This window comes from Lysobacter brunescens, assembly GCF_042677005.1.
GTDB classification, from domain to species: Bacteria; Pseudomonadota; Gammaproteobacteria; order Xanthomonadales; family Xanthomonadaceae; genus Lysobacter_I; species Lysobacter_I brunescens.
In genome coordinates, this window is sequence record NZ_JBHTIF010000004.1 from 152,995 (window position 1) to 174,618 (window position 21,624).

The 21,624-nt window shown below is 65.5% G+C and carries 15 protein-coding genes and 1 pseudogene; 7 read left to right on the plus strand and 9 right to left on the minus strand.

What is annotated here, in order from left to right; genetic code table 11:
• Positions 1-181: 181 nt before the first annotated feature.
• The gene (gene clpS, locus ACFQ0E_RS16100; protein WP_137850771.1) at positions 182-502 is read right to left on the minus strand and encodes an ATP-dependent Clp protease adapter ClpS; all 321 of its coding nucleotides are present in this window, start codon (positions 500-502) and stop codon (positions 182-184) included.
• Between the two features lie 198 nt (positions 503-700).
• On the opposite strand from clpS, the gene ACFQ0E_RS16105 reads away from it, so the two are divergent.
• From ACFQ0E_RS16105 to hflD, 4 genes are read left to right on the plus strand one after another with little or no spacing between them, the layout of a single operon-like run.
• On the plus strand, positions 701-1,183 hold the full coding sequence (locus ACFQ0E_RS16105; RefSeq protein ID WP_386825562.1) for a hypothetical protein: 483 nt from the start codon (positions 701-703) through the stop codon (positions 1,181-1,183).
• Entirely contained in the window at positions 1,184-1,648 is a 465-nt protein-coding gene (locus ACFQ0E_RS16110; protein WP_386825564.1) for an NUDIX hydrolase, read from the plus strand. It begins immediately after the preceding gene.
• A gap of 24 nt (positions 1,649-1,672) precedes the next feature.
• Positions 1,673-2,860, plus strand: coding sequence for a tRNA 2-thiouridine(34) synthase MnmA (gene mnmA, locus ACFQ0E_RS16115; protein ID WP_386825566.1), 1,188 nt, complete (start codon positions 1,673-1,675; stop codon positions 2,858-2,860).
• A complete protein-coding gene (gene hflD, locus ACFQ0E_RS16120) occupies positions 2,860-3,459 on the plus strand; it encodes a high frequency lysogenization protein HflD (RefSeq protein WP_386825816.1) in 600 nt (199 codons plus the stop codon). The genes mnmA and hflD overlap by 1 nt, the downstream gene beginning before the upstream one ends.
• 890 nt (positions 3,460-4,349) lie before the next feature.
• Here hflD and ACFQ0E_RS16125 read toward each other — a convergent pair.
• From ACFQ0E_RS16125 to ACFQ0E_RS16135, 3 genes are read right to left on the minus strand one after another with little or no spacing between them, the layout of a single operon-like run.
• Positions 4,350-6,953 (minus strand): bifunctional aconitate hydratase 2/2-methylisocitrate dehydratase, encoded by a 2,604-nt coding sequence (locus tag ACFQ0E_RS16125; protein WP_386825568.1) that lies wholly within the window; start codon positions 6,951-6,953, stop codon positions 4,350-4,352.
• Between the two features lie 51 nt (positions 6,954-7,004).
• Entirely contained in the window at positions 7,005-7,406 is a 402-nt protein-coding gene (locus ACFQ0E_RS16130; protein WP_386825570.1) for a type II toxin-antitoxin system VapC family toxin, read from the minus strand.
• A 7-nt stretch (positions 7,407-7,413) separates the two neighbouring features.
• Positions 7,414-7,683, minus strand: coding sequence for an AbrB/MazE/SpoVT family DNA-binding domain-containing protein (locus ACFQ0E_RS16135; protein ID WP_137850778.1), 270 nt, complete (start codon positions 7,681-7,683; stop codon positions 7,414-7,416).
• Between the two features lie 164 nt (positions 7,684-7,847).
• Here ACFQ0E_RS16135 and acnA point away from each other — a divergent pair.
• The 3 genes and pseudogenes from acnA to ACFQ0E_RS16150 form a co-directional block, all read left to right on the plus strand.
• A pseudogene (gene acnA, locus ACFQ0E_RS16140) lies at positions 7,848-10,541 on the plus strand (aconitate hydratase AcnA); the annotation flags it as partial.
• 303 nt (positions 10,542-10,844) lie between these two features.
• Complete coding sequence (locus ACFQ0E_RS16145) at positions 10,845-12,521, plus strand: long-chain fatty acid--CoA ligase (RefSeq protein ID WP_386825572.1); 1,677 nt, start codon at positions 10,845-10,847, stop codon at positions 12,519-12,521.
• Between the two features lie 647 nt (positions 12,522-13,168).
• Positions 13,169-14,062 carry a crotonase/enoyl-CoA hydratase family protein gene (locus ACFQ0E_RS16150; protein WP_386825574.1) on the plus strand — a complete coding sequence of 298 codons (894 nt, stop codon included), beginning with the start codon at positions 13,169-13,171 and terminating at the stop codon, positions 14,060-14,062.
• Between the two features lie 9 nt (positions 14,063-14,071).
• Here ACFQ0E_RS16150 and ACFQ0E_RS16155 read toward each other — a convergent pair whose 3' ends face one another.
• The 5 genes from ACFQ0E_RS16155 to ACFQ0E_RS16175 form a co-directional block, all read right to left on the minus strand.
• Positions 14,072-16,309, minus strand: coding sequence for an ATP-binding protein (locus ACFQ0E_RS16155; protein WP_386825576.1), 2,238 nt, complete (start codon positions 16,307-16,309; stop codon positions 14,072-14,074).
• Positions 16,306-17,379: an HD-GYP domain-containing protein gene (locus tag ACFQ0E_RS16160; RefSeq protein ID WP_137853430.1), complete on the minus strand. Its 1,074-nt coding sequence runs from the start codon at positions 17,377-17,379 to the stop codon at positions 16,306-16,308. The genes ACFQ0E_RS16155 and ACFQ0E_RS16160 overlap by 4 nt, the downstream gene beginning before the upstream one ends.
• A gap of 391 nt (positions 17,380-17,770) precedes the next feature.
• Positions 17,771-19,297 (minus strand): lysine--tRNA ligase, encoded by a 1,527-nt coding sequence (gene lysS / locus ACFQ0E_RS16165; protein ID WP_386825578.1) that lies wholly within the window; start codon positions 19,295-19,297, stop codon positions 17,771-17,773.
• A gap of 179 nt (positions 19,298-19,476) precedes the next feature.
• Positions 19,477-20,605, minus strand: a protein-coding gene (prfB, locus tag ACFQ0E_RS16170; protein ID WP_386825580.1) for a peptide chain release factor 2 whose coding sequence is annotated in 2 segments (ribosomal slippage) — positions 19,477-20,529 and positions 20,531-20,605 — 1,128 coding nt in all. Because the reading frame shifts where the segments join, the coding sequence is not laid out codon by codon here.
• Positions 20,606-20,699: 94 nt separating this feature from the next.
• On the minus strand, positions 20,700-21,617 hold the full coding sequence (locus tag ACFQ0E_RS16175) for a LytTR family DNA-binding domain-containing protein (RefSeq protein WP_386825582.1): 918 nt from the start codon (positions 21,615-21,617) through the stop codon (positions 20,700-20,702).
• Positions 21,618-21,624: the final 7 nt, after the last annotated feature.

The window sequence follows — 21,624 nt, forward strand, 5'->3', positions numbered from 1 at the left end:
GGATGGGTACGTGCATCCTGCAGCGGAATACCGAAGATCTGGAACACTGCATCGCAGGTGCCGGGTGCCTTCGAACCCCTTACGTCACCACCGGGGATCAAGATGCACTCGTCGCCTGCATCGATGCAAGTTCCGGGCCATGTTCCGGAAGCGCCGCGTTCATGCCGAACTGGGGACGGCGTCAGGTCTTTTCCATGGTGCACAGCAGCGGGTGCTGGTTGAGGCGCGCGAATTCGTTCACCTGCGCGACCTTGGACTCGGCGATCTCCCGGGTGAAGACGCCGCAGACGCCCCGGCCGCGGGTATGCACGTGGAGCATGACCTGCGTGGCCTTCTCGAGGTTCATGCTGAAGAAGCGCATGAGGACCTCCACCACGAAATCCATCGGGGTGTAGTCGTCGTTCAGCAGCAGGACGGAATACAGCGGGGGCCGCGCAAGCTCGGGCTTGCTGGTTTCGACGGCGATGCCGTGGTCGCGTTCGTGGTCGTGCTGGCCGGTCATCCGGACATTATAGCGGGCGCGATGCGGACGACATCGACCAGGTGCGTCCGCAGGTCGGCGCACCTCGTCGGAGCGGCGGATGCCCGGGTGGCGTCAGCCGCGCATCCATGCGCCCGGGCATGGACGCACCCGCCGGTCGCGGATCACAATGCACGGCCGCGTCGGCTATTCCGGCCGCGCCCACAAGGGGAATTCTCCATGACGAAGCCTGTCCGCGCCGCCTTCATCGCCTCCCTCCTGCTCGGCTGCGCGCTGCTGCCGGCAGCCCATGCCTTCGATGCCTCTGTGAAGACGCGCCTGGACGCGCGCGGCATCAAGCACGAGGTCGACGGTGACGGCGACTACAAGGTCACCTACAACTACTCGAAGGAAGGCCGTACCCAGTTGGTCTTCGTCAGCGGCAAGACCGAGAGCGTCGGGGGTTTCCAGGTCCGCGAAGTGTTCTCGCCCGCGGCTCGCGTGGAGAAGGACCGGATCAACGGCGCCAAGGCCCTGGAACTGATGGCCGAGAGCCGCAAGAACAAGCTCGGCAGCTGGGAACTGGCCGGCGACGTGCTGTATTTCGTCATCAAGGTGCCGGACAACCTCGACGCCGCCCAGCTCGAATCCGCCATGGACATCGCCGCGCAGACGGCCGACGACATGGAACTGGAAATCAGCGGCGACCGGGACGACCTGTAAGTGACGTATCGCGAAGGTCGCTTCTGGCAGCCGGACGTCACCGTGGCCACCGTGGTGGTCGCCGATGGCCGGCTGCTCTGCGTCGAAGAGCGCGTGAACGGTCGGCTGGTGATCAACCAGCCGGCCGGCCACCTCGAACCCGATGAAAGCCTGGCCGAGGCCGCGCTGCGCGAGACCCGCGAGGAAACCGGCTGGGACGTGCGCCTGACCGCGTTCCTCGGAGCCTACCAGTGGAAGGCCGAAGAGACCGGCCGGCATTACCTCCGTTTCGCCTTCGCGGCCGAGCCCGAGCGCCACGACCCGTCGCGCCCGCTGGACGAAGGCATCGTCCAGGCCCTGTGGCTGACGCCGGACGAACTGCTCGCCCGCCGCGACGCGCACCGCAGCCCGCTGGTCTGGCAGGTCGTCGCCGACCACCTGGCGGGCCAGCGCACGCCGCTGTCGGTACTGCAGCACCTGGCATGAGTCGCGTGACATGAGTTCAGCGGCATGAGTGCGCCCCGCATCATCGTCGGCATGTCCGGCGGCGTCGATTCCTCGGTCGCCGCGCTGATCCTGCGCGACCAGGCCATGGCCGACCCGTCGCGGTCGGTGGCCGGGCTGTTCATGACCAACTGGGCCGACGACGGCAGCGGCGACTGCCGCGCCGAGGACGACCGCCGCGACGCCGTGGCGGTCTGCGGCCGGCTGGGCCTGCCGATCCACTTCCGCGATTTCTCCGGCGAGTACTGGGCCGGGGTGTTCGAGCACTTCCTCGCCGAGTACGCGGCGGGCCGCACGCCCAATCCCGACGTGCTCTGCAACCGCGAGATCAAGTTCAAGCATTTCCTCGACGCCGCGCATGCGCTGGGCGCCGAGTTCATCGCCACCGGCCACTACGCGCGCGTCCGCGAGCGCGACGGCGAATGGCAATTGCTGCGTGCGGTCGACCGCAGCAAGGACCAGAGCTACTTCCTGCACCAGCTCGGCCAGCGCCAGCTGTCAGCCACCCTTTTTCCGCTCGGCGAACTGATCAAGACCGACGTGCGCCGCATGGCCGCCGAGGCCGGACTGCCGACGGCGGCCAAGAAGGATTCGACCGGGATCTGCTTCATCGGCGAGCGGGATTTCCGCGAATTCCTGTCGCAGTACCTGCCCGCGAAGACCGGTCCGATGGTCACGCCCGACGGCCGCCGCATCGGCGAGCACCCGGGCGTGTTCTATTTCACCCTCGGACAGCGCGAGGGCCTGCACATCGGCGGCGTGAAGGGCTTCGCCGCCGCGCCGTGGTTCGTGGTCGGCAAGCGGGTGCGCGACAACACCCTGATCGTGGACCAGGGCACGGATTCGCCCTACCTGTTCTCCACGCGGCTGTGGACCGAAGCGGCGCACTGGATCGCCGGCACTGCACCCGCCACCCGCTTCGCCTGCACCGCGCAGACCCGCTACCGCCAGCAGGACGAAGCCTGCGAGGTCGTGGTGGAGACCGACGGCACGCTGTCGGTGAGCTTCGAGCGCCCGCAGCGCGCGGTCACGCCCGGGCAGTCGCTGGTGCTGTACCGGGACGAGGTCTGCCTCGGCGGCGCGGTCATCGCTGCCACGGACGCCCCCCTTGAAGCGGCCGAACGCGCCGCCACACTTGCTGCGGACTCATCCGAGTCCATTCCATCCGCTTCCCCGGAGATCGCCCGCACATGATGCGCCCCCGTGTCCTCGCCCTCGCCGGCATGGTCCAGTCGCTGAAACTGGTCCGCCAGATCGCCGAGACCGGCCACGCCGATACCGGCAGCCAGCGCATCGTGCTCGACAGCGTGTTCCGCATTGATGCCGACTCGGTCGACGCCGTCTATGGTGGTCGCGGCCAGCTCAGGCCCGGCCTGATGACGATGCGCGAACACCTGGTCGATCGCGGCGGCGACGAGCTGCTGCCCAAGCTGGGCATGGCGATCCTGCAGATCGAGCGCCGCTTCGTCGGCGACGCGGGCATGGCCGACCAGGTCGTCGCCGGCCTGCGCGCGCTGGAGTCGACGGCGGAACGCCAGGGCAGCATCCATCCCGAAGTGATCGGCCGCCTCGGCCAGCTCTATGCCGACACCATCAGCCACCTGCGCCCGAAGGTCATCGTGCAGGGCAACCCGCACTACCTGCAGCAGCCGCAGGTCGTCGCCGAGATCCGCGCCCTGCTCCTCGCCGCCCTGCGCTCAGCCGTGCTCTGGCGCCAGCTCGGCGGCAGCTACTGGGATTTCGTCTTCCGCCGCCGCGCGATGATGGAGGTGGTGGAGGAAGAGCTGGGGTGAGCCATGAAGATAGAGACGCGCGGCCCTCAAGAGGGGATCTGCAATCTGTGCGGAAAGCATTCACGCCTCACAGAAGACCACATACCTCCTAAAGGATGCCCAAAAGTCGGGCAAGCCCGACTGATGGAAATAATGGCCTTTCTTGGCCAAAAGCAAGAGAAGAAGACAGGCCGATTCTTTCAGCGCGGAGTGAAGTATCGGTCCATATGTTCGAACTGTAATTCCGTCCTACTCGGACATCATTACGATCCTGAACTGATCCAATTTTCCAACAGGATCAAAGTCGGCTTGGAATCCAAGCTTTACCTGCCCATAGAAATTGAAACAAGACAAAATAGACTGATTAGGAGCGTGGTTGGCCATTTAATAGCCCACGGAATTGAATTATACAAACAAGGGACAATGTATGAGGAACTGACAGACTATTTCATGTTCCCTCATGCCGCTTGGCCCAGCAACCTTCAGCTGCATTTCTGGCCCTACCCTAGCAACGATCAAGTCGTAATACGAGGCAGCGCAAGCCTTTCAATAAGAAAAGGAGAAAACGGATTCGTTTTTGCGCTTCTCAAGTTCTTCCCGGTGGCATTTATGATCACTGTAGGCGAACCAAGGACAATCCAGCACCAGTCACTTCGACTCGACCCACTGTTGACCGGAGACTTGGAAGATAAGGTTTGCTTGTCAATTCCAATCTCTCTAATCCCACCAACAAGGTGGCCAGAGGCGCCTGATGACTATAGTGCCGTATTGCATACAGATAATTCGTACGGCGCGATAAGAATGTAAAAAAGCCCGGCTTTCGCCGGGCTTCATCTTTTGTAGAGCGGAGCTTGCTCCGCTCGATGCCTGTCGACCACGATGAGCGGAGCAAGCTCCGCTCTACGGCGGCATCAGGCGGCGACGGTCTTCGCCACGTCCTGGTACTCGGCGATCTGGTCGAAGTTCATGTAGCGGTAGATCTCGGCGCCCTTCTCGTTGATCACGCCGATGTCCGCCATGTATTCCTCCTTGGTCGGGATGCGACCGAGGCGCGAGCAGATCGCGGCCAGCTCGGCGGAGCCGAGATAGACGTTCGAGTTCTTGCCCAGGCGGTTCGGGAAGTTGCGGGTGCTGGTGGAGAACACCGTCGCGCCCTCGCGCACCTGCGCCTGGTTGCCCATGCACAGCGAGCAGCCGGGCATCTCCATGCGCGCACCTGCGGTACCGAAGGTGCCGTAGTGGCCTTCCTTGGTCAGCTCCGAGGCGTCCATCTTGGTCGGCGGCGCGACCCACAGGCGGGTCGGGATGTCGCGCTTGCCTTCCAGCAGCTTCGCGGCGGCGCGGAAGTGGCCGATGTTGGTCATGCACGAACCGATGAACACTTCATCGATCACCGCACCCGACACATCCGACAGCGTCTTCACGTCGTCCGGATCGTTCGGGCAGGCGACGATCGGCTCGTGCACGTCAGCCAGGTCGATCTCGATGACGGCCGCGTATTCGGCGTCGGCATCGGGTTCGAGCAGCTGCGGGTTGGCGAGCCACGCTTCCATCTTCGCGATGCGGCGGGCGATCGAACGGGCATCGGCGTAACCCTCGGCGATCATCCACTTCAGCAGGGTGATGTTGCTGGTGAGGTATTCGATGATCGGGGCCTTGTCCAGGCGCACGGTGCAGCCGGCGGCGGAACGTTCGGCAGAGGCGTCGGAGAGTTCGAACGCCTGTTCGACCTTCAGGTTCGGCAGGCCTTCGATTTCGAGGATGCGGCCCGAGAAGATGTTCTTCTTGCCCTGCTTGGCGACGGTCAGCAGGCCCTGCTTGATCGCGTACAGCGGGATCGCGTTGACGAGGTCGCGCAGGGTCACGCCCGGCTGCATCTCGCCCTTGAAGCGGACCAGCACCGACTCCGGCATGTCGAGCGGCATGACGCCGGTGGCGGCGGCGAAGGCAACCAGGCCAGAACCGGCCGGGAAGCTGATGCCGACCGGGAAGCGGGTGTGCGAGTCACCACCGGTGCCGACGGTGTCGGGCAGCAGCATGCGGTTGAGCCAGCTGTGGATCACGCCGTCGCCCGGGCGCAGCGAGATGCCGCCGCGGGTCGAGATGAATTCCGGCAGCGTGTGGTGGGTCTTCACGTCGACCGGCTTCGGATAGGCGGCGGTGTGGCAGAACGACTGCATCACCAGGTCGGCGGAGAAGCCGAGGCAGGCCAGATCCTTCAGTTCGTCGCGGGTCATCGGGCCGGTGGTGTCCTGCGAACCCACCGAGGTCATCTTCGGCTCGCAGTAGGCGCCCGGACGGATGCCCTGGCCTTCGGGCAGGCCGCAGGCGCGGCCGACCATCTTCTGCGCCAGCGAGAAGCCCTTGCCGCTGTCGGCGGGCTGCTGCGGCAGTCGGAACAGGGTCGAGGCCGGAAGGCCCAGCGATTCGCGCGCCTTGGCGGTGAGGCCACGGCCGACGATCAGCGGGATGCGGCCGCCGGCACGCACTTCATCGAGCAGCACGTCGGACTTGAGCGCGCTCTCGGCGATCTGGTGGCCGTCCTTGAACGCGGTGACCTTGCCAGTGGCGTGATCGATCTTCAGCTCGACCACGTCGCCCATGTTCATGTCGGCGACGTCGATTTCCAGCGGCAGCGCACCGGCATCTTCCATCGTGTTGTAGAAGATCGGCGCGATCTTCGAGCCCAGGCACACGCCGCCGAAGCGCTTGTTCGGGATGAAGGGGATGTCTTCGCCGGTCCACCACAGCACCGAGTTGGTCGCGGACTTGCGGCTCGAACCGGTGCCGACCACATCGCCGACGTAGGCGACCAGGTGGCCCTTGTCCTTGAGATCGAGGATCTGCTGGATCGGACCGCGCTTGCCGTCTTCCTCCGGCACGAACGGCGCGCCTTCGCGCTTGTTCTTCAGCATCGCCAGCGCGTGCATCGGGATGTCCGGACGCGTGGTCGCGTCGGGCGCGGGCGAGAGGTCGTCGGTATTGGTCTCGCCCGGCACCTTGAACACGGTGATCGTCAGCGAGGACGGCACTTCCGGCTTGCTGGTGAACCATTCGGCGTCGGCCCAGCTTTGCAGCACGGCCTTGGCATTCGCGTTGCCGGCCTTCGCCTTCTCTTCCACGTCGTGGAAGGCGTCGAACATCAGCAGGGTGTGCTTGAGCGCATTCGCGGCGATGGTGCCGACGACGGCGTCGTCGAGCAGTTCGACCAGCGGATGGATGTTGTAGCCGCCCAGCATGGTGCCGAGCAGTTCGGTGGCGCGCTCGCGGCTGATGAGGGCGCAGGATTCAGTGCCGAAGGCGACGGCAGCCAGGTAGGACGCCTTGACCTTGGCGGCATCGTCGACGCCGGCCGGCACGCGGTTGGTGATGAGATCGACGAGGACGCTTTCCTCGCCGGCCGGCGGAGCCTTCAGCAGCTCGATGACCTCGGCGGTCTGCTGCGCGGTCAGCGGCAGCGGCGGGATGCCGAGCGCGGCGCGTTCGGCGACATGTTGGCGGTAGGCTGCGAGCATTCTGATGACTCCTGGTGTCGGCGTGCTTCGAAGTGGGTTTGTTGCTGGGACTCAGACCGTCGGCACGATCAGCTTGAGACCCTTGAAGTATTCGCGGAAGAAACGGTCGTCGCGGGTGATCAGGCCGTTGCACTGGAGCAGTGCGTGGGCGCCGATCAGGAAATCGGGTGCGGCGCGAAGGCTGCCGCCAGCGCGCTGCCGGTGGCGGCGCTGCATCTCGCCGGCGCGCAGGGCGGACTTGGCCTCCAGCGGGCTGAAACGGATGCTCATCTCCTCCAGCACGGCCATGGCCTCGGCGCCGTCGCGCAGCGCGCCGCAGATCTCGGCCAGGGCCACGTCGCAGACCACCACCGGGCCGGCGCTGAGGCACTGGCGCAGGCAGGCTTCGGCGGCGTCGGCATGCGGGCCGTCGGCCAGCAGGTCGATCAGCACCGGGCTGTCGATGGCGATCATGTCGCGATCATCCCTCGCCTGCCCCCTCGGCCCCGCCCTCGCCGTCCTCGGCGGCGGTGCGGCCGCGCACGGCCTGCATCGCTTCGTCGGTGGACGCGAAGCCGTCGAGCTTGAAGCGTCCCCGGGCGCGGGAAATGGCGTCGTCGACGCTCTTGCGCAGGATGATGCGACTGCCTTCCAGCTCGACCTTGAGCACACTGCCCTTGGTCAGGCCCAGGGCATCGCGGACGGCCTTGGGCAGGGTGATCTGGCCGCGTTCGGCAACGGTGGCTTCCATCGGGTATCCCTCGGCTAGTATGGGCGAATTTTACATACTTTTCCTTGCATACTCCACGCAGCCCCGCTGAACGGTGGGTTGCGCGTGCGCGACCGACCGGCGTGCCCAACCGTCGCAAAGGGGGGCCATAATCGGGCCATCCCCCACAGTTCGAGGAGCCAGCCATGCGCGATTCCTTCGGTACACGCACCCGGCTGCAGGCCGGCGACCGGTCCCTGACCACCTACAGCCTGCCGGCCCTGGCTCATCGCCTGGAGGCCGACGAGGCCCTGGCCCGCCTGCCCTACTCGATGAAGATCCTGCTGGAGAACCTGCTCCGGCACGAGGACGGCGTCACTGTGCTGCCCGAGCACATCCGCGCAGTGATGCACTGGAACCCCGCCAGCGAACCGGACACCGAGATCGCCTTCATGCCCGCGCGTGTGGTGCTGCAGGACTTCACCGGCGTGCCCTGCGTGGTCGACCTGGCGGCCATGCGCGACGCAATGCGCGCGCTCGGCGGCGATCCGGCGAAGATCAATCCGCTGATCCCGTCCGAACTGGTCATCGACCACTCGGTGCAGGTCGACGTCTTCGGCAAGCCCGAGGCGCTGGACCTGAACGGCCAGATCGAATTCGCCCGCAACCGCGAGCGTTACGCCTTCCTGCGCTGGGGCCAGAAGGCCTTCGACAACTTCAAGGTCGTGCCGCCGAACACCGGCATCGTCCACCAGGTGAACCTGGAGCACCTGGCACGGGTGGTGATGACCCACGAGGTCGCCCTGCCCGACGGCAGCACCGAACTGCAGGCCTTCCCCGATACCGTGTTCGGCACCGACAGCCATACCACGATGATCAACGGCATCGGCGTGCTCGGCTGGGGCGTGGGTGGCATCGAGGCGGAGGCGGCGATGCTGGGCCAGCCCAGTTCGATGCTCATCCCGCAGGTCGTCGGCTTCAAGCTGACCGGCAGGCTGCCCGAAGGCGCCACCGCCACCGACCTGGTGCTCACCGTGACCCAGATGCTGCGCAAGCTGGGCGTGGTCGGGAAGTTCGTCGAATTCTTCGGCGACGGCCTGCAGCACCTGCCGCTGGCCGACCGCGCGACCATCGCGAACATGGCGCCGGAATACGGCGCGACCTGCGGCATCTTCCCGATCGACGCGGAGTCGATCACCTACCTGCGCCTGTCCGGCCGCGACGAGGCGCAGATCGCGCTGGTCGAGGCCTATGCGCGTGCGCAGGGCCTCTGGCACGACGCCGCCACCCCTCCGGCGGCGTACAGCACCACGCTGGAACTCGACCTCGGCAGCGTCCGCCCGTCGCTGGCCGGCCCCAAGCGCCCGCAGGACCGTGTGCTGCTGGAGGACATGAAGGCCGACTACCGCAAGCACGTCGCCGGGCTCACCGCGCAGCGCAAGCCCAAGGACGCGGCGGTCTCCGAATTCATAGAGGAAGGCGGCGCGCAGCCGCAGGCCGAGCATCTCGCCGCCTCGCCCCCGACGAAGACCAACGCACGCGAACTGGGCGACGGCTCAGTGGTCATCGCCGCCATCACCTCCTGCACCAATACCTCCAACCCGGCGGTGATGCTCGGTGCGGGCCTGCTCGCCCGCAATGCCGTGGCGCGCGGCCTCAAGCCGGCCCCGTGGGTGAAGACCTCGCTCGGTCCGGGCTCGCTGGTGGTCACCGACTACCTGAAGAAGGCCGGCGTGCTCGACGACCTGGAAGCGCTCGGGTTTCACGTGGTCGGCTACGGCTGCACCACCTGCATCGGCAATTCCGGCCCGCTGCCGGACGATGTGTCACGGGCCATCGCCGCAGGCGACCTGGCCGTGGCCTCGGTGCTGTCGGGCAACCGCAACTTCGAGGGCCGCGTGCATCCCGAGGTGAAGATGAACTACCTCGCCTCGCCGCCCCTGGTCGTGGCCTACGCGCTGGCCGGCACGGTCGACATCGACCTGACCCGAGAACCACTGGGCACCGACCGCGACGGCCAGCCCGTGTACCTGCGCGATCTCTGGCCAACGAGCAAGGAGATCGGCGACTTCATCGCCGCGACCGTCGGTCCGGAAATGTTCGCGCGCAACTATGCGGACGTGTTCCGCGGCGACTCGCGCTGGAACGCGATCGCCGCACCGGATGGCGATGCCTATGCTTGGGATGCGGACTCGACCTACATCAAGCATCCGCCTTATTTCGAAGGCATGACGATGGCCATCGGACGGATCGAGGATGTCCATGGCGCCCGGGTGCTCGGCCTGTTCGGCGACTCGATCACCACCGACCACATCTCGCCCGCCGGCAACATCAAGGCCAACTCGCCCGCCGGCCGCTTCCTGCAGGACCGCGGCGTGCAGCCGGCCGACTTCAACAGCTACGGCTCGCGGCGCGGCAACGACGACGTGATGGTGCGCGGCACCTTCGCCAACATCCGCATCCGCAACCAGATGCTCGGCGGCGAGGAAGGCGGCAACACCCTGCACTACGCCGCCGATGGCAGCGTCGAGAAGCTCTCGATCTACGACGCGGCGATGCGCTACCGCGACGCTGGCGTGCCATTGGTGGTGATGGCCGGCAAGGAATACGGCACCGGCTCCAGCCGCGACTGGGCGGCCAAGGGCACGAACCTGCTCGGCGTGAAGGCGGTGATCGCCGAGAGCTTCGAGCGCATCCACCGCGCGAATCTCGTCGGCATGGGCGTGCTGCCGCTGCAGTTCGCACCCGGCGAGAATGCGCAGACCCTCGGCCTGGACGGGAGCGAGGTGATCGACATCGCCGGTCTGGACGATGGCGCCGGCAAGATCGCCCGGGTCATCGCACGCCGCGCGGGGGTCGAACGCAGTTTCGAGGCCCGCGTCCTGCTGCTGACGCCAAAGGAAGTCGAGTACTTTCGCCACGGCGGCATCCTGCACTACGTGCTCCGCCAGCTTGCGGCACAGTGAAGACCCGCCTCAGCGGCAGGGACGGAAGCCCGGCCCTCGCGCATGGCGCGAGGGCGCTCACCGGCGCGCGAATCCTCCGCACAACGCCCCGACCGGGACGAGAGCCCGGCAATCGCAAGTCGCCAGACGAAACATACGGGGGCGTCTTGCGGCTCCCGGGGGCCTATGCTCCAATCGGTCGAAACCGCCAATGAACGGCCCGCAGTGGCCGCACTCCAGCAAGAGAGAGGGGATCCCATGAGTCAAGAACGCCCGTGGTTCGCGAGCTATCCGGCAGGCGTACCGCATGAAATCGACGTCGAGGAATACCCCTCGATCGTGGCCGTGCTGCAGTCGTCGCTGGAGAAATACCGCGACCGCCCGGCGTTCTCGAACATGGGCAAGTCGCTGACGTATGCCGAAGTGGATCACTACAGCAAACAGTTCGCGGCCTACCTGCTGGGTGAGCTGAAGCTCAAGAAGGGCGACCGCGTCGCCATCATGATGCCGAACTGCCTGCAGTACCCGATCGCCACCTTCGGCATCCTGCGCGCCGGCCTCACGGTGGTGAACACCAACCCGATGTACACCCCGCGCGAGCTCAGGCACCAGCTCGTCGATTCCGGCGCCAGCGCCATCCTCGTCCTCGACAACTTCGGCAAGACCGTGCAGGACGTGGTCGCCGACACCCAGGTCAAGCAGGTCATCACCACTGGCCTCGGCGACATGGTCGGCTTCCCGAAGGGCAACATCATCAACTTCGTGCTGAAGTACGTGAAGAAGATGGTGCCCGACTACGACATCCCGGGCGCGATCCGCTTCCGCAACGCGCTGACCCTCGGCCAGATGCACGCGCTGCCGCACGTGGAGATCGGGCCGGAAGACATCGCCTTCCTGCAGTACACCGGCGGCACCACCGGCGTCGCCAAGGGCGCGATGCTCACCCATCGCAATCTCGTCGCCAACATGCAGCAGTCCTCGGCGTGGATCGGACAGAACGCCAAGATGGGCGAGGAAGTGATCGTCACCGCGCTGCCGCTGTACCACATCTTCGCCCTGACCGCGAACGGCCTGGTCTTCATGAAGTTCGGCGGCCACAACTACCTCATCACCAATCCGCGCGACATGCCCGGTTTCGTCAAGGAACTGTCGAAGATCCCCTTCACCGCCATCACCGGCGTGAACACGCTGTTCAACGGCCTGCTCAACACCCCCGGTTTCGACAAGATCGATTTCTCGAGACTGCACCTGACGCTCGGCGGCGGCATGGCCGTGCAGCGCGCGGTGGCCGAACGCTGGAAGCAGGTGACCGGCGTGACCCTGGTCGAAGCCTACGGCCTGACCGAAACCTCGCCGGCGGCATGCATCAACCCGATGGATCTCGCCGACTACAACGGTGCGATCGGCCTGCCCATTTCCTCCACCGATGCCTGCGTGAAGGACGAGGACAACAAGACCCTGGGCGTGGACGAAGTCGGCGAACTGTGCATCAAGGGCCCGCAGGTGATGAAGGGTTACTGGCAGCGCCCCGAGGAAACCGCGAAGGTGCTCGACAGCGAAGGCTGGCTGCATACCGGCGACATGGCGAAGATGGACGAGAACGGTTTCTTCTACATCGTCGACCGCAAGAAGGACATGATCCTCGTCTCCGGTTTCAACGTGTATCCGAACGAAGTCGAAGACGTGATCGCGCTGATGCCCGGCGTACTCGAAGTCGCGGCCGTCGGCGTGCCCGACGACAAGTCCGGCGAAGCAGTGAAGGTCGTGATCGTGAAGAAGGATCCCAACCTCACCGCCGAGCAGGTCAAGGCGCACGCGCGCGAGAACCTCACCGGTTACAAGCAGCCGAAATTCGTCGAATTCCGCACCGAACTGCCGAAGACGAACGTCGGCAAGATCCTGCGTCGCGAACTGCGCGACCAGCCGCCTGCCTGATCGCGGGCTTCCACGTGCCGCGTCCTCGCGACGCGGCACGTGACGACTCTCCGGGCGACGCCTCTTCCGCCCAGTCACGAACACCCTCGCCGCCTTGCAGCCACCGCTGCTGCCATCGCGCAAGCGGAATGACCTGATTCATCCGGGCATCGCGTTTGATGGCATGCGACACATGCATGGCATGTCTTCGCGCCACGAACCGACGGCTTTCACCGAGGCTGCAGCAGACGCTGCGCCGCTGCAGAATCCGGCGCAAACCCGGGTCGCGCAGAACGCCGATCCTTTGGCGACGCGACGCAAGCCTTTAGCATTCGTGTCAGAAAAAGTTAGCAGAATCGCACTTCCGTCATGCGCAATGATTGCGCGGTAATGCGGAAAATGCGTATACAACGCGCTCGAAAACGGTATCCGATCAGAAAATCCTGCGAGCGGATAATCCGCCGGAATCGCGGCCATAAAGAGACGGAATTCGCATTTTGACGGCAAAACTCCCCGGAATTACCCCATACCTGTCGAACATTGCGGGGTGGTCGATCTTGAAGTTTCCGTTTTTTCGGAGCATACAACCTTCGGCCGGGCTTCACTCTACTTCCACTCGCATGTCGCGCCGCCCGGACGGCATGCAGTCCAATCAAAGGGGATTCACCATGAGCAACATCGAAAAACTCCACATCGTTCCGCGCTTCTCCAAGCTGCAGATCGAGGAAGACATCCAGCGCGAAGTGTACTGGTGCAACATGCACGCGGATCTCGCATCGCGTCCGGATCGCGCCTGCTTCCGCAACGAACTCGTGGATGAAATCCTGGGCTGGCAGCACAGTCTCGCCGACCGCATCCGCAACGAGCAGAGCAAGGGAACGCACAAGCTGGCGCATATCGTGCTCGCTTCCTGCCATCCCACGGTATTCAACCTCGGTGGCGACCTGCAGTTGTTCTGCAACGCGATCCGCGGTCGCGATCGCACCACGCTCCTCAATTATGCACGCCAGTGCGTCCGCGGCGTCCATGCATTCCATAATGGACTCGGCGTCGGCGCGCACAGCATCGCGCTCGTCGAAGGCGACGCGTTGGGTGGCGGATTCGAAGCTGCGCTGAGCTGTCACACGATCGTCGCAGAAGAAGGCGTGGGCATGGGATTGCCCGAAGTCCTGTTCGACCTGTTCCCCGGAATGGGCGCGTATTCCTTCCTGTGCAAGCGCATCCCGGCGCATCGCGCCGAAACCCTCATGCTCGAAGGCAACATCTACAGCAGCGAGGAACTCCACAAGATGGGCCTGGTCGACGTGCTCGTGCCCAAGGGCGAAGGACGCAACGCCGTCGACGAGATCATTCGCAACAACCGCCGCATCCCGCACGCGCGCGCAGCCATGCATCGCGTCCGCGCGATGGCGCAGCCGGTCACCATGGAAGAAATGATGGCGATCACCGAAGTCTGGGTCGATACCGCGCTGCAGCTCGGCGAAAAATCCCTGCGTACGATGGAGCGTCTCGTCCGCGCGCAGTTCAAGCGCGACCAGTCGCTCGATGCCGCCACGGCCTGATGCCGATGATCACGGATCCGGACCCGGAAGCGGGTCCTGTCGCGAATGATGGGACCCGAGCAGTCGGGGAAGTTGCGCACGCACTTCGCATGCGGTCTGTTCGACGAGCGCGTCGAGGTCGCTGGTGAGGTTCTGCGACTGGCGGCTGATCTGCACATTGTCGAGTCGCATCACGACCCGACAGCGCTCGACCAGACGGGTGGCGCCGATGTTTTCGGCGACGCCACGCATGGCATGGGCGGCTTCGCGCATGGCTTCGTAGTCCGCACTGGCCGCCGCCTGCTGGAGGCCGGACATCGAACGTCCGATGTCGCGCAGGCACTGCTCGACGAAATCGCGGATGAATTCGTCGCCCAGGCCCATGCCGGCAAGCTCCACGAGGATCGGATTCTCCTTGTCGACCGCATCGCCCAGCACAGGATCGGCTGACGCCGCACCAGCATTGCCTGTTTGTACGGGTGCGATTTCGCCCTCGGCGGCAGCGATCGATGCGATCGTGTCCAGCAGCTTGGGCACGGAAATCGGCTTGGTCAGGTAGGTGCGTGCACCCGCGCGATCGGCTTCGCGCATCGATTCGACGGTTGCGTCCGCAGACAACACCACGATCGGCGTCTTCCGGGCATGCCCCGCCTGCATCACCCTCGCCTGACGGATGACTTCGAGACCGCTCAGCCCCGGCATGTGCAGATCAAGCAGCACCAGGTCCGGCGTTTCCCCGGCCAGCACGTCCAGCACCTGCTCACCGTCTTCGGCGAACAGGATCCTGTGCCCGGCCTTTTCGAGGAGACGCTGGAGCACGACGCGATTGGTCGGCTGGTCATCGGCGACGAGGATGCGCATCGAGCGAACCCGGATGCGATGCCGCAGGAAGGGATCCTCGAAATCGATGATCTTGCCTGTCGCGTCGATGCGTCGGCGTTCGCCGGGCAAGGCATCGGTTTGTTCGACCTGCGCCCCCATCGCTTCGGACTGACTCGATGCCTGGGCGATCCGGAAAGGCAATTCCACCCAGAAGTGCGTGCCGCCGCCGGGATTGTCTTCGACGCCGATGCGCCCCCCCATCAGTTCGGTGAGGCTCTTGGCGATGGTCGTGCCGAGGCCGCTGCCACCGTAACGACGGTCGCGACCGCTGTCGACCTGCTCGAAGGGACGGAAGATGCGCTGCCTCGCTTCTTCGGGAATGCCGATGCCGGTATCGCGCACCGAGAGCTTCAGCACGATCCGCTCGTCCGTGCGCGACAGCTCGCCGGCATGCAGCGCGATGCTCCCTCGCTCGGTGAATTTCACGGCGTTCTGCAGCAGGTTCAGCAGGATCTGGGTCAGGTGACTGGCATCGCCGTGCAGCGCATTCGGTATGCGGATATCGGTATCGATGGTGAATTCCAGCCCCTTCGCCCGCGCCTGCGGCATGAGCATCCGGTAGACGCGGGACAGCAGCTGATTGAGATCGAAATCCTCCTCGTGACGGCGCACCTTGCCCGCCTCGATGGCGGAGATGTCCAGCACTTCGTCGATCAGCAGCAGGAGCGTCTGCGCCGACGTGTGGATCATGTCCGCGGACTCGCGCTGCTCCTTCTGCAGCTTGCTCGCCGACAGCAGTTCGGCCATGGCGAGGATGCCGTTGAGCGGCGTACGCAGTTCATGGCTCATGTTGGCCAGGAAGCGGGATTTCGCCTCGTTGGCGCGCCGTGCGTCTTCGATGGCGCGCGTCAATGCCTTCAGCAGCGACGAGAAATACAGCGGCACGGCTGCAGCACCGGCCAGCAGACCCCAGGACAGATAGGGATTCGACTGCCAGTACGGCGTGACCTGGCTCATCACGAAGAACGAGAGCACGCTGAGTACCGTGGCGTAATGCAGGTAACGGCTACCGAAACGCAGGCCGTTGCCGATCGTCACCCACAGATAGATGCTGTACAGCGGCGACGCCACTTCGCCCTGCAGCGCCATGACCGCACCGATGGCGGCATAGTCGGACACCATGCCGACCCAGCGCCGCCAATGCGAAACCCCCGGATTGCGCAGGATCGCGGCGAAGAGCGCGAGCGAGACGACCAGTTCGCCCACGAGAATGAGCCAGACCTCGAACAGCGCGGTCGTTCCGCCATCGCCGCTGACGCCCCAACCGAGGTAGGTCGAGAACAGGCTGGTGATGACGATGCGGACCAGTACCTGCGAGTGCTCGGTGTCCGGCCGATTGGTCAGCCTCGCGCGCGTCCAGCGGTAGGCGGCGCGCAGCGCGTTCACTCCAGCCCCGGCCGTTGCGACCCGGTCGAGTAGCGCTGGCAGATGTCTTCCAAGCGCTCCCGGTTGTCCAGCAGTGCCTGCACGCACTGTGGATCGAACAGCTTGCCGCTCTGCTCGACGAGGAAGTCGAGCGCGCTGTCGAAGCTCCACGGCGCCTTGTAGGGCCGCGGCGAGATCAGGGCGTCGAAGACATCGGCCACGGCGACGATGCGGGCCTCGATCGGAATCTGCGCGCCGCTGAGGCCGTCGGGATAACCGCTGCCGTCGAAGCGCTCGTGGTGGCGAAGCGCGATGGTCGCGCCGGCCTGGATGAAGCGGTTCTGGCTTCCGCTGAGCAGTTCGTGGCCGATCTGCGGATGGCGACGCATGATGCTCAGCTGGTGCTCGTCGAGCGGACCGGGCTTGAGCAGGACTTCGTCGGGAATCGCGATCTTGCCCATGTCGTGCAGCGGCGCCGACAGTTCGATCAGGCGGACCTCGTCCTCGGGCATCCCGAGGCCTTCGGCGATCAGCCCGGCGATATGCGCCATGCGCTCGAGATAGGCGCTGGTGCCGATGTCGCGGTACTCGATGGCGCGGGCCAGGCGCGACAGGGTTTCGCGCTCGCGCTCCTCGACCTCGTGCATGCTCGACAGCAGGCGCTGCTCCAGCGAGAGCGCGCGCTGCTTGATCGATTCGGACTGCTGGCGCAGTTGCAGCAGGTTGCGGCAGCGTGCGCGGAGTTCGCGCGGACGCACCGGCTTGACCAGGAAATCGATGACGCCGGCATCCAGTGCCGCCTGGCGGATGGGTTCGTCGCCGACCACGGTGACCAGCACGATCGGTACGTCGCGGTTGCCCAGCGAACGACGGAAGCGACGCGCGAATTCCAGGCCGTCGATGACCGGCATGCGGTAGTCGAGCAGGAGCAGGTCCGGACGGTTGTTCTCCGACCAGCGCAGGGCTTCCTCGGAATCGCCGAAATCGAACACTTCCAGCTCGGGGCTGATGTCCTCGAGGATGTGCCGCAGCATCGTGCGTGCGGATGTCTGGTCGTCAACGATGACGATTTTCACGGAATTGCCCCACATGCGGATACCGTGCGTCCTTGCGGTTCGTGAAGTTGCTGGCCGATACGTTGCGCCGAAATTAAAGCAATTTCAATGCCATGCCCCGCATGTTGCTGAATTGCCGACCCATTCTAGACGGCGGGCGATGCGAGTGTGAACCAGCGCAGGCGATCTGATACCCCGAGGCAAACATCGGGCGACAGTGGCGCGACGGCTCCTCTGCGCAGGGCATTCCGCGCATAAGCGCTTGATTCGGCGCAGATGAACGACTCCCGGCAGCGCAGGCGCGTTAGCGGGGTTGGCGTGGAAGTTATCGCATCGACCCTGCAAGACCAGACAGGGTCGACTGACGAACGGTCGGCACTGCGCGCCTTCCCTGGCGCGCGAGGATGCGACGAAAGGTGCGGCGGGCTCAGGCTTCCGGGCGCATGTAGGGGAACAGCAGCACGTCGCGGATCGAGGTCGAACCGGTCAGCAGCATGACCAGGCGGTCGATGCCGACACCGAGGCCGCCGGTCGGCGGCAGCCCGACTTCGAGGGCGCGGATGTAGTCGGCGTCGTAGTGCATGGCCTCGTCGTCGCCGCCCTCCTTCGCTTCGACCTGGGCACGGAAACGTGCGGCCTGATCCTCGGGATCGTTGAGCTCGGAGAAGCCGTTGGCGATTTCCTTGCCACCGACGAACAGTTCGAAACGATCGGTGATGCCCGGCTCGCTGTCCGACTCGCGCGCGAGCGGCGAGACCTCGACAGGATAGTGGGTGATGAAGGTCGGCTGGATGAGATCGGCCTCGACCGTCTTCTCGAAGATCTCAAGCAGCAGCTTGCCCCAGCCGTAGGCCGGCTTGACGTGGATCTTCAGCCGCGCGCAGTGCGCGGCCAGCGCTTCGCGATCACGGCAATCGGCAACGCTGATCTCCGGATTGCATTCGCGCACCGCCTCTTCCAGCTTCCAGCGCCGGAACGGCTTGGCGAGATCGATGGCGTTGCCGTCCCATTCCACCGTGCCGGCCCAGTCGTCGGAATCGCCGCCGATGGTGGCGCGGGCGACGTCGCGGATCATGCCTTCGGTGAGGTCCATCACCTCGTGGTACGTGGCGTAGGCCTCGTACAGTTCGAGCATGGTGAATTCGGGATTGTGCCGCGTGCTCACGCCTTCGTTGCGGAAGTTGCGGTTGATCTCGTACACGCGCTCGAAGCCGCCGACGACCAGGCGCTTGAGGTACAGCTCGGGCGCCACGCGCAGATACAGGTCGAGATCGAGCGCGTTGTGGTGCGTCTCGAACGGCTTCGCAGCGGCGCCACCGGCGATGTAATGCATCATCGGCGTCTCCACTTCCTGGAAGCGGCGCGCATCCAGCCAGCCGCGGAGCGCGGAGATGATCTTCGAACGCTTGACGAAGACATCGCGCGCCTCGCGATTGACGATCAGGTCGACGTAGCGCTGGCGATAGCGCTGTTCGACATCGCTCAGGCCGAACCAGGTGCTCGGCAGCGGGCGCAGCGACTTGGTGAGCAGGCGCAGGGTTTCGGCCTTCACCGAGAGTTCGCCGGTCTTGGTACGCATCACCGGGCCCTGGGCGCCGACGATGTCACCGATGTCCCAGTGCTTGAACGCATCGTAGGTCTCGCCCAGCGCGTTGGCCTGCAGGAACAGCTGCAGCGTGCCGGTCATGTCCTGGATCTGCACGAATGCGGCCTTGCCCATGATGCGCTTGGCCATGATGCGGCCGGCCACGGCCACGCGCAGGCCCTCGGTATCGAGCGCCTCGCCGGTCCAGCGTTCGGCGTCGCCGTAGGTCGCCTGCAGGTCGCCGGCGTAGTGCGTGCGCGCGAAATCGTTCGGGAAGGCGACGCCCTGGCCGCGCAGGGCCGCGAGTTTGCCGCGACGCTCGGCGATCAGGGCATTCTCGTCGTGCGGCAGGGTCTGTTCATCGGTCATGGCGGTGGGAATCCGGGAGTGGTCGTGGAAGTGCGATGCTGCAGGATCGCAAAGGCCACGATGTCCGCGGCCACCGCCGCTCCTGCCGCGACGGTATCAGTCGGGGATGATGCGTTTTTTCGACACGACGGCGACCGCGCGGACGCGGTCGCCGGGGTTGCGCGATGGCTGCGCATGGATCATGCGGCGTCGATCCGCTTGGCGCCGGCTTCGAGGCCGGACTTGAGGCTGGCTTCGACGAACTCGTCGAGGTCGCCGTCGAGCACCTTCTGGGTGTCGCTGCGCTCGATCCCGGTACGCAGATCCTTGATGCGCGACTGGTCGAGCACGTAGTTGCGGATCTGGCTGCCCCAGCCGATGTCGGACTTGGTGGCTTCCAGCGCGTCGCGCTCGGCGTTGCGCTTCTGGATCTCGAGTTCATACAGCTTCGCCTTCAGCATCTTCATCGCCATGTCGCGATTCTGGTGCTGGCTGCGGCCGTTCTGGCAGGCGACCACGGTATTGGTCGGAATGTGCGTGATGCGCACCGCCGACTCGGTCTTGTTCACGTGCTGGCCGCCCGCGCCCGAGGAGCGGTAGACGTCGGTGCGCAGGTCGGCCGGGTTGATGTCGATGTCGATGTCGTCGTCGACTTCCGGGGACACGAACACCGAGGTGAACGAAGTGTGGCGACGGTTGTCCGAATCGAACGGCGACTTGCGCACCAGGCGGTGCACGCCGATCTCGGTCTTGAGCCAGCCATAGGCATAGTCGCCTTCCACCTTGATGGTGGCGGACTTGATGCCTGCGACGTCGCCGGCGCTGGCTTCCATCAGTTCGGTCTTCCAGCCGCGCGACTCGCACCAGCGCAGGTACATGCGCAGCAGCATTTCCGCCCAGTCCTGGGCCTCGGTGCCGCCGGCGCCGGCCTGGATGTCGACGAAGGCGTTGCAGCCGTCCATCTTGCCGGAGAACATGCGCTGGAATTCGAGCTGGTCGACGCCGCGCGCGTAGCGCTCCACGTCGGCCTGGATGGCCAACGCAGTGTCGTCGTCGGCTTCCATCTCGACCAGGTCGAGCAGTTCGTTGGCCCCGGCCAGGCCGTCCTTCAGGTCGCGGATGCCGTTGACGGTCTTGTCGAGCATGGAGCGCTCGCGGCCCAGGGCCTGCGCGCGTTCCGAGTCGTTCCAGACGTCGGGGCTTTCCAGTTCGCGGTTGACTTCTTCGAGACGCTCGACCTTGGCGTCGTAGTCAAAGATACCCCCTCAGCGCATCGAGCCGACCGGTGAGGTCGGCGATGCGCTGGCGGATCGGGTTGAGTTCGATCATGGCGGATGTGCGGCTGCAGCAAAGACCCGGGATTCTAGCAGCAAGCGCCCGGCTCCCGGCGCGACGCGAAGGCGATGCGCGACCGACGTCCGGTTCAGCCGGCGCCGAAGCGGGCCCGCAAGCGCTCGCGGTAGGTCCGACTGCAGGGCAGCACCACGCCGTCGTGCAGGTGCAGACGGGCGTCGCCGCTGTCCAGGGGCTCGATCGAGGCGACCCGCCCAAGATTGACGATATGGCTGCGGTGGATGCGGACGAAGCGCTCCGGATCCAGACGTGCCTCGACGCTGGCGAGCGTGCTGCGCAGGGGGTAATCGTGGCCACGGACCCGCAGGTTGACGTAGTTGCCGGCGGCCTGCAGCCATTCGATGTCCTCGGCGGCGATCAGGAAGTCGCGGCCGAGCTTGCGGACGAGGAACCGCTCGGGCCGGTCGAGGGGCTCGACCGGCTCGCCCTCGTCCGGGCGGCCGAGCAGGCTGGCCTCGCCCTGCAGGCGGCGGAGCACGAACCGGTAGCCCTCGATGACCGACACGATCATCACGTAGCCGCGGACATCCTTGAGGTATTCGTACACCAGCTCGCGAGGCCAGGACCCGAAATCGTAGTCCAGCCCCTGCGCGGCGTAGGCCGCCTCGCGCAGCGCGACCATGCCGATCACGTGGACCAGGGAGAAGACGACACTGCCCAGCAGGTGCATCGGCAGGCTCCGCGCCAGCGTGTCCCAGTGCAGCGGGCAGCGTCGGGTGAACCAGACCAGCGCCGGGACCAGCGCCAGGATCGTCAGCCCGCTCGACCATTCCCACACGGCGGGTTGCCAGGCGGCGAATCCCAGCCCGACCCGGCGGATGTCCATCAGCACGGTGATGCTGTTGGCGATGCCGTTGACCAGGGTCAGGCCGATCCAGAAGCCGATCTCGATGAACCGTCGCCAGCGCTGCAAGAAGGGCGGACCCACGGGCGCAGGCGCGGTCGACGGCGAGGGATCGGTCGTGGGCACGGAATCGGTGGAAGCCATGCGCGCA